Origin of the sequence: Flavobacterium sufflavum, assembly GCF_004016525.1 — a bacterium.
GTDB classification, from domain to species: Bacteria; Bacteroidota; Bacteroidia; order Flavobacteriales; family Flavobacteriaceae; genus Flavobacterium; species Flavobacterium sufflavum.
Map to the genome: position 1 here is coordinate 736,958 of NZ_SACJ01000001.1, position 15,517 is coordinate 752,474.

Annotated in this window: 10 protein-coding genes; all 10 read left to right on the top strand. The window is 36.4% G+C overall.

The features are described from left to right. Nucleotides 1-8 precede the first annotated feature (8 nt). Nucleotides 9-1,604, top strand: a complete 1,596-nt coding sequence (locus tag EOD40_RS02620; protein WP_128193337.1) for a RagB/SusD family nutrient uptake outer membrane protein — start codon at nucleotides 9-11, stop codon at nucleotides 1,602-1,604. Nucleotides 1,605-1,635: 31 nt separating this feature from the next. After that, nucleotides 1,636-2,781 (top strand): SusE domain-containing protein, encoded by a 1,146-nt coding sequence (locus tag EOD40_RS02625; protein WP_128193338.1) that lies wholly within the window; start codon nucleotides 1,636-1,638, stop codon nucleotides 2,779-2,781. Nucleotides 2,782-2,793: 12 nt separating this feature from the next. After that, nucleotides 2,794-3,867, top strand: a complete 1,074-nt coding sequence (locus EOD40_RS02630) for a glycoside hydrolase family 53 protein (protein WP_231129564.1) — start codon at nucleotides 2,794-2,796, stop codon at nucleotides 3,865-3,867. 91 nt (nucleotides 3,868-3,958) lie between these two features. Beyond that, entirely contained in the window at nucleotides 3,959-6,385 is a 2,427-nt protein-coding gene (locus tag EOD40_RS02635) for a DUF4982 domain-containing protein (RefSeq protein WP_128193339.1), read from the top strand. Between the two features lie 255 nt (nucleotides 6,386-6,640). Beyond that, complete coding sequence (locus EOD40_RS02640) at nucleotides 6,641-8,323, top strand: glycoside hydrolase family 28 protein (RefSeq protein ID WP_128193340.1); 1,683 nt, start codon at nucleotides 6,641-6,643, stop codon at nucleotides 8,321-8,323. A gap of 123 nt (nucleotides 8,324-8,446) precedes the next feature. Continuing rightward, complete coding sequence (gene pelA / locus EOD40_RS02645) at nucleotides 8,447-9,634, top strand: pectate lyase (protein ID WP_128193341.1); 1,188 nt, start codon at nucleotides 8,447-8,449, stop codon at nucleotides 9,632-9,634. A 368-nt stretch (nucleotides 9,635-10,002) separates the two neighbouring features. Further along, nucleotides 10,003-11,982 carry a glycoside hydrolase family 97 protein gene (locus EOD40_RS02650; RefSeq protein WP_128193342.1) on the top strand — a complete coding sequence of 660 codons (1,980 nt, stop codon included), beginning with the start codon at nucleotides 10,003-10,005 and terminating at the stop codon, nucleotides 11,980-11,982. 144 nt (nucleotides 11,983-12,126) lie between these two features. Next, nucleotides 12,127-12,948 carry a helix-turn-helix domain-containing protein gene (locus tag EOD40_RS02655; protein WP_128193343.1) on the top strand — a complete coding sequence of 274 codons (822 nt, stop codon included), beginning with the start codon at nucleotides 12,127-12,129 and terminating at the stop codon, nucleotides 12,946-12,948. Between the two features lie 191 nt (nucleotides 12,949-13,139). Then, nucleotides 13,140-14,450, top strand: coding sequence for a TolC family protein (locus tag EOD40_RS02660; RefSeq protein ID WP_231129565.1), 1,311 nt, complete (start codon nucleotides 13,140-13,142; stop codon nucleotides 14,448-14,450). Between the two features lie 20 nt (nucleotides 14,451-14,470). Continuing rightward, nucleotides 14,471-15,517 (top strand): HlyD family secretion protein, encoded by a 1,047-nt coding sequence (locus tag EOD40_RS02665; protein ID WP_128193344.1) that lies wholly within the window; start codon nucleotides 14,471-14,473, stop codon nucleotides 15,515-15,517.

Consider the following 15,517-nt stretch of genomic DNA (forward strand, 5'->3'; position numbering starts at 1 on the left):
GAAACAATATGAAGAATATAATAAAAAATAAAACAATTTACATTCTGGGTATGCTGTTCGTACTTTTTGGATGTACAAATGATCTTAATATTGATGCTAAAGACCCTAATGTACTTTTGGTTGATGATTTCTATTCTACTCCGGAATCTTATAAAGAAGGATTGGCGGGAGTTTATGGGAACTTGTCTTTAACAGGAGCATCAGGACCGGGTAGTTCTAATATATCAGGTTTAGATGCAGGGACAAGTCAATATGGAAGAGGTTTTTGGAATTTGCAGGAATTAACTACTGATGAGGTGAAATGGTCCTGGGAAAATGATCCGGGTCTAAGAGGCTTAAATCGCAATAGCTGGACTTCAGATAATGTGGTTATTAGAGGTTTTTTCGGAAGATGTATGACAGAGGTTGCTTTTGTCAATGAGTATCTTCGTCAAACATCTGATGCTAAATTGAATAGCAGAGGGGTTAGTGCCGAATTGCGTAACGAAATCAAAACCTATAGAGCCGAAGCTCGATTTTTAAGAGCATTAGCTTATTACCATTTGATGGATTTGTTTGGTAAAGCGGGCTTTGTTACCGAGAATGATCCCGTAGGTGCTTATCAATCGCCAGAATATGGACGTCCTGAGTTATTTGCATTTATAGAATCAGAACTAACAGAGATAATCCCGGATTTGAAAAATCCACTTCAAAATGAATATGCCAGAGCCGATAAAGCTGCTGCCTGGATGTTACTGGCTAAAATTTATCTGAATGCTGAGGTTTTCATTGGAGAGAAAAAATACGACCAATGTGTTAGCTATTGCAAAGATATTATTGGAGCAGGATTTTCATTAACACCAGTATATGCAAACAATTTTAAGGCAGATAACAATACCGGTGCTGCCAGAAACGAAATTATATTCCCTATTGTTTCTGATGGAGTGGTAACTCAAAATTATGGTCCGACTACTGTAATGGTTAATGCTCAAGTAGGATCTTTAGAACAAAATGGAGCTGATTTTGGTGTTGCTGGATGGGCAGGAGGATTGAGAGTAACGAAACAGTTTTCTCAAACCATGCTAAACGGAGATTATAATGATGACAGAAATACCATTATCAGTAAAGACAGAAGCATTGAAATGACCAGTATGGATAATTATGGAACCGGTTACATCACAGCAAAATGGTCTAATAAAACATCTACAGGGGCAAACGGTTCAGCAACTGAAATTGTAGATACCGATTTTCCTATGTTTAGATTGGCGGATGTTTATTTAATGTATGCCGAAGCAGTTCTTAGAGGAGGCACTGGAGGTTCGTTGACAACAGCAAAAGATTATGTTAATCTATTGCGTAGCAGAGCTCATAATACCAAATTGATAACTGTTAGTAACCTCAATTTAGATTTAATTCTGAATGAACGAATGGTAGAACTCTATGGGGAGGCTCACAGAAGACAGGATTTAATCCGTTTTGGGAAATTTACCGGAGGAACATACAACTGGTCTTGGAAAGGAAGTGTAGTTAGTGGTATTGCAATTAGCGATATCTACAAGGTGTTTCCAATTCCCAGAGCAAGTATCGCTGCTAATCCAAATCTTAAACAGAACACAGGTTATTAAAAAATAGATAAAAAAATTAAAGATATATACGATGAAAAAACTAATCATACTATTCATAGCATTTATAACATTAGTAAGTTTAAATGCTTGTTCAGACGATAATTCTCCGGTTTTTGTTGCAAAGCCAGATGTTGATGGTATAGCGTTTACCAATTCTTTTTCGGCTACTTATTTATTGTCAAAATCTACAAAAGAAAATGTAGCGGATCGATTTATTTGGGAATCGGCAGATTTTGGTGTTCCAACAAATATCTCGTATGAGCTTCAGGGTTCCATTTATCAAAACTTTTCCACTTTTAAAGTTATTGGTTCTACAAGCGAAAATAATTTGGCGGTTACTGTTGCTAAGTTGTTAGAATTTGCAGAGGATTTAAAATTGGATGATGACCCGTCAACTACAAATACAGATGGTTCGGCAAATAATAGTGGTCAGGTGTATTTTAGAGTAAAAGCTACTGCTGGTACTACTGGTGCTAATGAAACTTTCTCTACCATACAGCCAATAAGCATTAAATGGATCGAAACTGTTGCTGCAGGAAATACTTGTCCATCACTTTTTGCAGTTGGAGCAGCTTTGACTGATATTGGTTGGAATTTTAAACCTACTGGTGAAATGAAATGTAATAATAATGTTTTACAGGCAAAAGTTAGGTTAACTGCCGGTAATTTTAGATTTTTTCAAGAATCAGGAAATTGGTCATCTGGTTTAAAATACGCTTATTATAAGGAACAAGGATATACCATCGATGCTAATTTAGCAGATGCATTAGATAATGAAAATTTCAAATTTGTTGGAACTCCGGGGATTTACACCATAACTATTGATAATACCAAAAAGACTATTGTATTAACAGCATCCAGCTCTCTTTGGGCAGTAGGAGGAGCCGTACCTGGTGGCTGGAATTTTGATGCCGTTAAGACTATCCAATTTGTTGAGTCTACTCCAGATATCTGGTCTGCATCTATTACATTATCAAATGATGTTTTCCGATTCTTTCACGCTTTCAATACCTGGGATACTAAAAATAACTATGCTTATTATAAAGATGCTGGTTTTAAAATCAACGCTAATTTAGTAAGTGACGGAAGTGGTGATGCCAATTTTAAATTTACAGGTACACCGGGAACTTATAAATTAACGATTAATGGAGTTGATAAAACAATTACTTTAGAATAAATTTGACATCCGATGAAAAAAACAATGAAATTTTATATCAATGCATTTGTAGTTCTGGCCTGCTTTAATTTAGCATCTTGTCAGAATGATGCTGGAAGTACAGAAAAAGATCCTGTAGTAACTGTACCAATTACCGAAAATGGTTCTTTTTCAAAAGGAGCCGATGTGGGTTGGTTATCACAAATGGAAGCAACAGGCTATCAATTTTATGATGCTGATGGAAGCAAAAAAGATTGTCTGCAATTGCTAAAAGACAGAGGGATTAATACTATTCGGCTTCGTGTTTGGGTAAATCCTTCCAATGACAAAGCAAGTGGACATTGCAGTCCGGCCGAAACCGTTACGATGGCTGTTCGCGCTCAAAAATTAGGAATGCGCATCATGATTGATTTTCATTATAGTGATTCCTGGGCCGATCCCGGAAAACAAACTAAACCCGCTGCCTGGGCAAACCATTCTTTTACGGAACTATTAAATGATGTCTATAAACATACTTTTGATGTTTTGACTTTGCTAAAAACGGCTGGAGTAACACCAGAATGGGTACAGGTGGGTAATGAAATTCCTGACGGTATGTTGTGGCCAGAAGGGAAATCGGCTAATTTTGGTCAGCTTGCACAGCTTTTGAACAAAGGTTATGAGGCTACAAAAGCAATCAATCCGGCAATCAAAGTAATTGTTCATCTTGATCAAGGAAATGATAATGGAAGATTCAGATGGTTTTTTGATAATGCTAAAGTAAATAATGTAAAGTATGATGTAATTGGGATGTCCTATTATCCATATTGGTTAAAAAGTGACTATAAAGTGACTATTGCCGACTTGCAAAATAATCTAAATGATATGGTTTCCAGATACGGAAAAGAAGTCATGGTTGTGGAAGTTGGTGGTGATTATACTTTGGAACAAAATACTCATGACATGTTAGTTGCCGTTATTAAGGCGGTTAAAGCTGTACCAAATAATAAAGGTTTAGGCGTGATTTATTGGGAACCTGAAGGAGAAAAATCCTGGAGTGGTTACCAATTAAGCGCTTGGAGATCTGATGGAAAACCATCAAAGGCATTAGATGCATTTAAAGAATAATTTATTGATAAAATAGGATAGCTTAATAAAAAGTTACACTCAAAAAAGATAAAAATCTTTTTATAATATTAAATAATTAGACAGATTGATAATGAATAAATTGATAAATATTCTAATTGTATTTTTAACAATTATACAAATTTCCTTTGCTCAGCAACGAACAGTGAGGGAATTGGACTCGAACTGGAAGTTTCAAAAAGGAGATTTCGAAAATGCTTCCCAAATGAATTTTAATGATTCGAAATGGGAAAAAGTGAGCGTGCCCCATGATTGGGCCATTTACGGTCCTTTTGATAAAGAAGTAGATAAACAAAATGTAGCTATTGTTCAAAATGGAGAAAAAGTAGCTTCCGAAAAAACAGGTAGAACAGGTGCTTTACCTCATGTTGGAACAGCCTGGTACAGAAATAAATTTACGATTTCGGCTGCTGAGAAAGGAAAGAAAGTGATTCTGCTTTTTGAAGGTGCCATGAGCGAACCACAAATCTATTTGAACGGAAAAAAAGTGGGCGAATGGGCTTATGGTTACAGCTATTTTTATTTTGACATTACTGATTTCATTTCAGCAGGAGAGAATACTCTGGCGGTAAAATTAACTAATAAGGAATTTGCTTCACGTTGGTATCCGGGTGCCGGTTTGTATAGAAAAGTAAGCCTTATCATTAAAAATAACGAAAGCATTGATCAGTGGGGTACTACTATTACAACGCCTTTTATTAGCAAGGAGGTTGCTAAAGTAAACGTTAAAACAAAAGCGACTGGTGAAAACGGTTATTTAGTTACCACTATTTTTGATGCTAATGGACAAAAACTAAGTTCAGATAAGGCAACAACAAAATTCGGAAATGAATTCGATCAAAATATCAAGGTTGATAATCCCAAGTTGTGGAGCCCTGAAAGTCCTTATTTGTACAAGGCAGTTTCTCAATGGTTCGTGGGAGACGAATTAAAAGATGAGGTTACAACCCGTTTTGGAATTCGTGATATAAAATACGAAGCGAATAAAGGATTTAGTTTGAATGGTGAAGTGCGAAAGTTTAAAGGAGTTTGTCTGCACCACGATTTAGGGCCTTTGGGGACAGCAATAAATGTGGCAGCCTTACGTCGTCAATTGACTATTTTAAAAGATATGGGCTGTAATGCCATTAGAAGTTCCCACAACATGCCATCATTGGAGCAATTAGAATTGTGTGACGAAATGGGATTTATGTTTTTAGCTGAAAGTTTTGACGAATGGGCAAAGCCAAAAGTTAAGAATGGATACAACCGATTTTTTGAAGCTTATGCTGAGAAAGATTTGGTTAATTTAATTCATGCCACCAGAAATCACCCTTCTATTGTAATGTGGAGTTCCGGAAATGAAGTTCCTGATCAATGGGGAGAAGCCGGGGTTAAACGTGCCAAATGGTTACAGGAAATTTTCCACCGTGAAGATCCGACAAGACCGGTTACTGTGGGTATGGATCAGGTTAAGGCTACTATGGAATCCGGTTTTGGAGCTTTGTTAGATGTTCCGGGCTTAAATTATCGAGTGCATTTGTATGAAGAGGCATTTAAGAAATTCCCGCAAGGATTTATTTTAGGTTCTGAAACAGCTTCTACCGTAAGTTCAAGAGGGATTTATAAATTTCCTGTGGTAAAAGAAAAAAACAAACAATATCCTGACTTCCAGAGTTCATCTTATGATTTGGAAGCCTGTAGTTGGTCTAATGTACCCGATGAAGATTTTGTGTTACAGGATGATAAACCTTGGGTTATAGGCGAATTTGTCTGGACAGGTTTTGATTATTTAGGCGAACCTACACCTTATGATGAAAGCTGGCCTTCACGCAGTTCTTATTTTGGGATGAACGATTTGGCAGGTTTGCCTAAAGACCGATTCTATTTGTACAGAAGCCGTTGGAATAAGGAAAAAGAAACCTTGCATATTTTGCCACATTGGGACTGGGAAGGACGCGAAGGTCAGCAAACACCGGTATTTGTGTATACCAATTATGACAGTGCTGAGCTTTTTGTGAATGGCAAAAGTATGGGGATTCAAAAAAAGAATAACACAACACCACAAAACAGATACCGTTTAATGTGGATGGATGTTAAATACGAACCCGGAACATTGAAAGTAGTTGCCTTTGATAAAGACGGAAAAGCAGTTGCCGAAGAGGAAATTCATACTGCCGGAAAAGGGTATCAAATTGTGCTTAACGCCGATAGAAAAACAATACAGGCAGATGGTAAAGACTTGTCTTATGTAACTGTTTCTGTAGTGGATAAAAATGGTATTCCTTGTCCCACAGCAACAGATCAATTGCAATTTAAAGTGAAAGGAAAAGGAGTTTATAGAGCCGCATGTAATGGGGATGCCACTTCGTTGGAACAATTTCATTTGCCAACAATGAAACTATTTAGCGGAAAATTAGTAGTACTGGTTCAATCGTTAAAAGAAGCCGGAAATATGGAGTTAACGGTTAGTGGAAAAGGATTAAAAGCAGCAACTTTAACTATTAATTCTACCAATTAGAATTACTTAATAAAAATTTTAAACCCCTCTTTTCAGGAATTGGAAAGAGGGGTTTTTTGTTTATCGAATTTCTAAATTGATTCTCCAAACTTCTTTATCAAAATAGCCGTTTTCTTTGGATTATAAATTTTAACAGTAAAGTATCGAAAAGAGTGGTATGCTTATTGAGTAAAAATCAATTAATTTTAAATATATTTGTAAGGCAATCGATTACATTAATTATTAAAACCAAAAAATAATCCAAAAAAAAGAAGAATGAAAAATAAATCAAGAAATTTTCTGTTTGCTGCTTTTGTTATCATGCTATCGGGCTGGTCGCAAAACAGTGCTGCTCAAAATTCAAATTCTGAGGAACTTTATCAGGGAATTGAGTTTAAAATGGCTAAAGTTCAGAAGCCAAAAATTCCAAATAACACAGTAAATATCAAAGATTTTGGAGCGGTTAATGGCGGTTATGTGTTAAATACCAAAGCTTTTGCCGATGCTATTGATGCGGTGTCAAAAAAAGGAGGAGGAAAAGTTATTATTCCCCCGGGAATTTGGTTAACAGGGCCGATTATTTTGAAAAGCAATCTGGAATTACATGCAGAAACAGGCGCTTTAATCAAATTTTCACCAGACAAAAGTTTGTATCCATTAGTAGAAACCAGTTTTGAAGGATTGAATACCTGGCGTTGTATTTCGCCTATTTACGGTAAAAATCTGGAGAACGTTGCCTTTACCGGAAGCGGAGTTTGGGACGGTTCAGGCGAAGTTTGGAGACAGGTTAAAAAGGCTAAACTTACCGAAAGTCAATGGAAGAAATTTGTTGCTTCAGGCGGAGTTGTAAATAAAACACAAACAAGTTGGTATCCATCAGAAGTTTTTATGAATGCATCTGAAGGTGCTGACCAAAATGTGCGTTTGGATTTAAAGACTAAAGAAGATTTTGAAACTATTCATGATTTTCTTCGTCCGGTATTAGTTAGTATTCAAAACAGTAAAAGAGTTTTGTTTGATGGTCCTGTATTCCAAAATTCTCCAGCCTGGAATATTCATCCATTGATGATTGAGGATTTAATTGTTCGCAATGTAACGGTTCGTAATCCTTGGTTTTCTCAAAATGGTGATGGATTGGATGTAGAATCCTGTAAAAATGTATTGGTAGAAAATTCCAGCTTTGATGTGGGCGACGATGCTATTTGTATTAAATCAGGAAAGGATAAAGACGGTCGTGATCGTAAAAAACCTTGCGAAAATATTATCATCAGAAACAATATCGTTTATCATGGACACGGTGGTGTGACTGTAGGTAGCGAAATGTCCAGCGGTGTAAAAAACATGCACGTATCTAATTGTTCTTTTATGGGAACTGACGTTGGATTGCGTTTTAAAAGTAACCGTGGTCGTGGAGGAGTTGTCGAAAATATCTTTATTTCGGATATTTATATGACTGATATTCCGTCACAGGCTATTTCTTTCGACCTTTATTATGGAGGAAAATCAATTGCCGAGACTTTAGAAGAAGGAGGAACCAAGGTTGCTAATAAAGCACTTCCTGTTGATGAAAAAACACCACAGTTTAAGAATATTTCGATGAAAAACATCACTATTGCAGGAGCGCAACAGGCTGTGTTTTTACAAGGTTTGCCAGAGATGAACCTCGAAAATATCTCTATTTCTAATTTGATTGCAAAAGCCGATAAGGGTGTTACCATTATTGATGGAACCGGAATTAAAATTAGCGATGCAAAATTTGATATTAAAGAGAGCAATGTATTTACTATTTATAATGTAAAAAACAGCTCTTTGAACAATGTGGAAATCAATTCGACTTCTCCTAAAGCTGTTACTATTAATGGAGAAGTTTGCCAAAATATTGATTTAACTTCTTCTCCAAATTTATCTAAGAAAACATTCATTGGGGACGCAGTTCCTAAAAAAGCAGTGAAATTATAATAGAAAATTAAAATCCTAAAATCTCCAAAATCGCCTGATTTTGGAGATTTTTTTATCCAATGCTCTTAAACCAAATGTGTTTTTAATATTCTAAGTTATTACCACTCTCAAAACCAAAAAACGATGAATCCAACAAAAAAGAATTATTTAGCATTGCTGATGGCATTTGTGTTATCAGGTACTTTTGTAAATGCACAATCAGACAAGAAAGCTGATGATATTAGTACGAAGCCATTTGGCGATAGCGAAAGACATTGGTATGGGATTAAAGATGCTACTAATTTAGTAAATCCAGTTCCTAATCAACCTAAATATCCCGAGTCCGATTACACGAAAATTGCCGACAATATGATTCTTTTTCAGCGTGCTAATGGTGGCTGGCCTAAGAATTATGATATGAAGGCTATTTTAACTCCGGAGCAAGTCGAGAAAGTAGCTTCGACCAAAGCTATTTTGCACACTACTTTTGACAACGAGACGACTTATACACATATTTATTATTTGGCGCAGGTTTATACGGCTACTAAAATTGAAAAATACAAAGTAGCCTGTGAAAAAGGAATTCAGTTTATACTCGATGCCCAATATGCTAATGGAGGCTGGCCGCAATATTTCCCTTTAGAAAAAAATTACAGTCGTCATATTACTTTCAATGATGGGGCTTATATGGGAATTATCAATTTGCTGGATAAGATAGTCAATAATAATCCGAATTTTTCTTTTGTAGATGCTGCATTAAGGTCGAAAGTTACTCAGGCTTACAATAAAGGAATTGATTGTATTTTAAACATGCAAATTAAGGATAAGGGTAGGCTTACCGCCTGGTGTCAGCAACATGACGAAGAAACTTTGGCTCCGGCCTGGGCACGAAAATTTGAACCGCCAAGTATTTGTAATGCAGAAAGTGTTGGTGTTGTTTTGTTTTTGATGAAAATAAAAAATCCAAGTGACAGAATTATTCAATCGATACAAAGTGCTGTAAAATGGTTTGCCGATTCTAAAATTTACAACACCAGAGTTGAATCTTTTGAGATAGAAGCATTCGAATCCAAATACAAAACGGTGAAACGAGATGTTAGAGTAGTAGCCGATGCTACGGCTCCGCCTATCTGGACGCGTTATTATGAGTTAGGTACTGATAAACCTTTGTTTTCCGACCGCAACAGCGAGTTGTTGTATTCGCTGGCTGAGGTGAGTGTGGAGCGTCGCAGTGGTTATGCCTGGTATACTTATGAGCCTCAAAAAGCACTTGATAAATATGCAGAATGGCAAAAGAAATATGCAGTGGCTAATAATGTTTTACAGCCATAAACGATTTAATTTTTGAAATATTTGAAAGACAGTGAAAGCTGTCTTTTTTTATGTATTTTCTTTTTTGCTTGATCAAAAAAGAAACAAAAAAATCAAGTCTTACGCTTCCTCGTCGGTCAAATTAGTTTTCGAATGCTAAAAGAAAAGAACTCGTCCCGAAAGCTTTCGGGACTCAAACAGCTTTTCTTTTTACGCATTCTTCAAACATTTGACACTCGACTGCGGAAGATAAGGATGGTTAAATCTCGGAAATAACAATATTTTGAGCTATAGTTGAGTACAAATAGTGTGTTTTTTACACTTTATTTTTTTGAAACGGATAAATATTTGGTATTTTTGGCTTTACTAACCTTAATTATAAACTTAAAATGACCATTTCTGTTTTAAATCATTTGAAATTAGCCAATTTCAGATTCTTTTTTTACCTCTTTTTATTCAGTTTTTTTGTTGCCAATGTACAGGCACAACAAGTTGTCAGTCCTGACGGAAAACTGACTGTAAACCTAGTTGTCAATAATGGAACGCCCACTTACAGTGTTTCCTATAAAGGGAAATTGTTTTTAGAACCATCACCTATTGGCTTAAAAACTAATGTAGGGGATTTTAGCACCGGATTAGAATTAAAAGACAAGCAAATCCAAAACAAAATTGATGAAATCTATCAATTGCCAAATATTAAGAAAAGCGAGGTTCATTATGTAGCCAATGAAGCTGTTTTTTCTTTTTCAAAAGATAGTAAAGTAGCTATTGATGTTATTTTCAGGGTGAGCAATAATGATGTGGCTTTTAAATACAAAGTATATCCACAAAAACAGGCTCTTGCGGCTGTTGTAAAAGAGGAAGCCTCAGGTTTTTTATTTCCTGCGGGAACAACTACATTTCTTTCGGCACAAAGTAAAGCAATGGCCGGTTGGTCTAGAACAATGCCAAGTTACGAGATTCCATATACTGTAGATGCTGCTGTAGGTAAGAACGGAAATGGTGATGGCTATACTTTTCCTTGTCTTTTCAAATTAAAAAGTGGTGGCTGGATTTTGGTATCCGAAACAGGAGTAGACAGTCAATATTGCGCTAGTAAATTAATAGGTCATGAAAATGGTTTATATACTATTGGTTTTCCAATGGAAGGTGAAAACAATGGCAATGGTTCATCGGCTCCCGGGATTGCACTTCCTGGCGAAACGCCTTGGCGAACGATTACTATTGGAGAAACATTGGAACCTATCGTTACAACCACCGTTCCTTTTGACTTAGTAAAACCTCGTTACGAAGCTTCTCAAAAATACCAATATACTAAGGGAACTTGGAGTTGGATTATTGGTATGGATAAAAGTATGAATTATGATGAACAACTACGATATATCAATTTTAGTGCAGACTTGGGCTATCAAACACTTTTAGTGGATGCGCTTTGGGATACCCAAATTGGACGTGATAAAATAGCTACTTTGTCAAAATATGCGGCAAGCAAAGGTGTTGGTTTGTATTTATGGTACAATTCTAACGGAAATTGGAATGATGCCCCGCAAAGTCCCAGAGGAATTATGAATAACACGATTGCCCGACGCAAGGAAATGGCCTGGATGAAAAGCATTGGTATTAAGGGAATCAAAGTGGACTTTTTTGGAGGTGATAAACAGGAAACGATGAAGTTGTACGAAGATATTTTGTATGACGCTAACGATTATGGAATTCTGGTTATTTTCCACGGAACAACCCTGCCTCGCGGTTGGGAAAGAATGTATCCTAATTATGTGTCAAGCGAAGCTGTTTTGGCAAGTGAGAATCTGTTTTTTGGACAAAAAAGTTGTGATTTAGAAGCTTTTAGCGCTACGTTACACACTTTTATCCGTAATACTGTGGGAAGTATGGATTTTGGAGGAAGCGCGCTGAACAAATTTTATAATGATAAAAATATTCCAAACAAAGGCTCTAAACGAATGACTTCTGATGTTTATGCCCTGGCAACGGCGGTGTTGTTTCAAAGTAGCGTGCAGCATTTTGCCTTGGCACCAAACAATTTAACCGATGCTCCGCTCTGGGCTATCGATTTTATGAAAGCAGTGCCTACAACTTGGGATGAAGTTAAATTTATTGATGGTTATCCTGGAAAGTACGCCATATTAGCCCGTCGTCATGAGAACAAATGGTATGTAGCCGGAATTAATGCGCAGAAAGAAACGGTTAAAATTAAAGTAAAACTTTCTATGATTGCTGCGGGTGCTGAATTGAAACAGTACGCTGATGATGCGCAATTGAATGGAAATCTAACCACCACAAAACTGAAAAAGAATCAGGAAATTGAAGTAACGATTCCTTGTAATGGAGCTGTGGTGTTAGTGAATTAATTACAAAATAGAGTAATACTTCTTTAATAATTTAGGAGACGTCCCGATTTTCGGGACGTTTTTTTTTGCATTATTAGTAGAAATGATTTTTATAGAATTGAAAAACTTTGCTGAAATTTGTAAAAACAGATTCTGATAATTGCCATGGAACAATCTCCCCATAAAGTGGATAAGTATTACATCAAGAAAGTAGATGCCGATAAGAAAAGCATTTACTGTCACCACGATTTGATGGGAGAATTATTTGTTCCAACACACAAACACGACAAGGCACAGTTGCTTTATGCTGAGGGCGATGTGGTTTTTGTAACTACCGAAACCAAAACTTATTTTCTTCCGGCGCGTCATTTTATCTGGATTCCTGGTGGAATTGAACACAGCATTGAGCCAAAATCGGAAAATGTAATGATGCGAAATTTGTATTTTCCTGTTGAGCAAAATGAAGATGTCTTTTATCAAACCGAAGGTATTTATCCGGTTAATAACTTGCTGCTGCAGATGATGCTTTTTACCAATCGCTGGAATGGCGATCTGGAAAAGGGAACTTCCAATTTTGTGATTGCTAGTGCTATCAAAGCTATTCTGCCCCAAATTTGTTTAACTAATTTACCCTTAGAATTACCGCAGCCTAAAGATGAAAGACTGGGTAAAATTCTCCGTTTTATCGAAAATAATTTAGGTGAAACGATTCTGTTTGCTGATGTGGCCACTCAATTTGGCTATAGCGAACGCTCTCTGTATCGTCTGTTTCAAAAAGATTTAGGAATGTCTTTTATTCAATATTATACCATCCGACGCATTTTGAAAGCCATTGAATTGTTGTTAGAAAGAAAGCTTTCGGTAAAGGAAATTGCCCAGGAAGTGGGTTATAATAGTGTGCCTACTTTTAGCAATACTTTTTATAAGATTTTGAGACAGCGACCATCGGATTATTTAAATGGAGACGAAATCCTAAAAGGGAAATAGTTGTTAATTGGTTGAAAAACAATGTGTTTTGTTTTTGTTGTTTTTTAACGAATGTCCGAAATGAATATGTTGTTGGCTTTTAAAGATTATCAGTCAACAAAAAAATGCAGGAACTTTGCACTTCAATATTATTTGAAGTATTCATGTTACCTAAAAAATCCATTTGTCTGACAATTTCATTTTTCGAAAAAATGATTTTTGTCTTTATTTTGTTAAGCTTTACCACTTTAAAAGCTCAGCAAAATAATTCTATTTCGCTTAAAGAGGCATTAAAAATTGCCAAAGAAAACAACATCAGTATTCTAAAATCACAATTGGAAGTTCAGCTTTCCGAAGAAAATATCAAGGAAAATAAGGAACTTCGGTTGCCTGATGTGGAAATTGGCGGTGTTTATTCCCGAATTACCAATTTGACTGAGTTTAAAGATGGCTTTTTAAAAGGAAGGGAAGTGGTGCATTCTATTCCTGAAATTTATGACATCAAAACCAATTTTAAAGTGCCTATTTATGCTGGAAACAAAATCAATAATGCTATTGAAATGGCCAAACAGCAAAGTAAAATGGCCCAGATACAAAAGGAAAAAGTAGCTAATGATGTTCAATTGGAAGTTATTGCTACTTATCTGGAAATTTATAGGTTGATGGAATTGCAGGGAATTCTTGAAGAGAATATTAAAGAAGAGCACAATCGGTTAAAGGAAGTGCAATCGTTGCAAAAGCACAGAACAGTTACTAAAAACGAAGTTCTTCGTGCCGAATTGCAGCTTTCTGACCGTGAGTTGAGTGCGCTGAATAATGCTAAAAATATCCAGATTTCGCTTCATAATTTCAAAACACTTTTACAATTACCCGAAGAGCAGGAAATTACCATTGATATCACTGCGAGTATTGATGAAAACGGAATCGATCCCTATGATTTTTACATGCATCATGCTTTGCAAAATGAAGAGATGCGAATTGCAAGTCAGGAAGTTGCTATCAGAAAAACCGAATTGAATTTGGTAAAAGGAAATTATTTTCCGCGAATCAATTTCTTTGGGAATTATGCTTTAAAATATCCCAATTATATGTTTTTTCCACCCGATCCGTATTTGTATAGTCTAGGTCAGGTTGGGATTGAAGCGAGTTTTGATCTTTCGGGATTGTATAAAAACAAGACTAAAGTAAACATGGCAAATACCAAATTGCAGTGGCAGAAAATGCAGACTAAAAGCGTGCAAGATCAGGTAAAAGACGAGTTGTATAAAAATCACACCCAATATCAGGAAGTGGTCGAAAAGTTTAAAGTGGTCGATAAAGCATTAGAATTAGCTGATGAAAACTATCGAATTGTAAAACTAAAATATCTCAATCAATTGGTCTTGATAACCGAAATGGTCGATGCCGACAATGCTTTATTACAGGCAAAATATACCAAAATAGCAACCCGAATTGATGCTGCGATGAAACATTACCAATTGTTGCATACGGCAGGATTACTGAACGAAGAATTTAAATTATAATAAAAAGAGGAATACAACTGATGGCAAATAAAAGTAAAAAAACAAGTCAATTTTTTCATGTTTTTGTAAAATTAGTAGCAACAGCGCTTATTGTGAGCGGAGTTGTTTTGGGAATTTGGTTTTATGTTTTTAATGCAAATAACGAAGAAACCAATGATGCCCAAATCGAGCAATATGTAACCCCGATTATGTCCCGAATTACAGGTTATGTGCAGGAAGTACGTTACGAAGAAAACCAGTTTGTACACAAGGGCGACACCTTATTATTGATTGATAATCGTGAATACAAATCCAAATTGGATGCGGCTTTGGCCGATGTGGCATTGGCAAAACAAAATACGGTGGTTGCCGAAAGAAATGTGGTTACTATGGCAAGCACAACAGCTATTGGCGAAGCCCAATTAAAGGCGGCTCAAACTAATCTTTGGAAAACTAAATTGGAATACCAACGATACAAGGCTTTGGTAGCTGAAGATGCAGCAACCGAACAGCAATTAGAAAAAGTAAATGCCGATTATGAAGCTGCCCAGGCGCATTATCAGGAAATGAAAAACCGAATTCAAATGGCAAATTTGAGTACTTCTCAGGCTGCTGCTACGGTTCCATCGGTGCAATCGGTTATAGAGGCAAAGCAGGCCTTGGCGGATAATGCAGCCTTGTTTTTTTCGTATACCGTAATCGTTGCGCCTTATGATGGATGGGTTGGAAAAAAAACAATCCAGCCCGGACAATTGATAAAAGAAGGACAAGCGGTGGTTTCGATTGTTAGTAAAGAAAAATGGATTACAGCCAATTTTAAGGAAACCCAATTGCAATATTTAAAAGTGGGGCAGACAGTGAGCGTTGAAGCCGATGCTGTTGAAGGAATTGATTTTGTGGGAACAATTAGTTCGATTTCGCCAGCCAGTGGTGCGCGATTTTCGTTGTTGCCGCCTGACAATGCCACGGGGAATTTCGTGAAAATTGAACAACGAATTCCGGTAAAAATCAAACTCGAAGAAAATAATGCAAAAGCCGATTTTCTAAGAGCGGGAATGAATGTAAAAGTGATTGCTGAACATAGTTAA

Coding starts and splice junctions, on each gene's coding strand:
- EOD40_RS02665 (WP_128193344.1), top strand. CDS start 14,471: ATGGCAAATAAAAGTAAAAAAACAAGTCAATTTTTTCATGTTTTTGTA.
- EOD40_RS02630 (WP_231129564.1), top strand. CDS start 2,794: ATGAAAAAAACAATGAAATTTTATATCAATGCATTTGTAGTTCTGGCC.
- EOD40_RS02635 (WP_128193339.1), top strand. CDS start 3,959: ATGAATAAATTGATAAATATTCTAATTGTATTTTTAACAATTATACAA.
- EOD40_RS02620 (WP_128193337.1), top strand. CDS start 9: ATGAAGAATATAATAAAAAATAAAACAATTTACATTCTGGGTATGCTG.
- EOD40_RS02625 (WP_128193338.1), top strand. CDS start 1,636: ATGAAAAAACTAATCATACTATTCATAGCATTTATAACATTAGTAAGT.
- pelA (WP_128193341.1), top strand. CDS start 8,447: ATGAATCCAACAAAAAAGAATTATTTAGCATTGCTGATGGCATTTGTG.
- EOD40_RS02655 (WP_128193343.1), top strand. CDS start 12,127: ATGGAACAATCTCCCCATAAAGTGGATAAGTATTACATCAAGAAAGTA.
- EOD40_RS02640 (WP_128193340.1), top strand. CDS start 6,641: ATGAAAAATAAATCAAGAAATTTTCTGTTTGCTGCTTTTGTTATCATG.
- EOD40_RS02650 (WP_128193342.1), top strand. CDS start 10,003: ATGACCATTTCTGTTTTAAATCATTTGAAATTAGCCAATTTCAGATTC.
- EOD40_RS02660 (WP_231129565.1), top strand. CDS start 13,140: ATGATTTTTGTCTTTATTTTGTTAAGCTTTACCACTTTAAAAGCTCAG.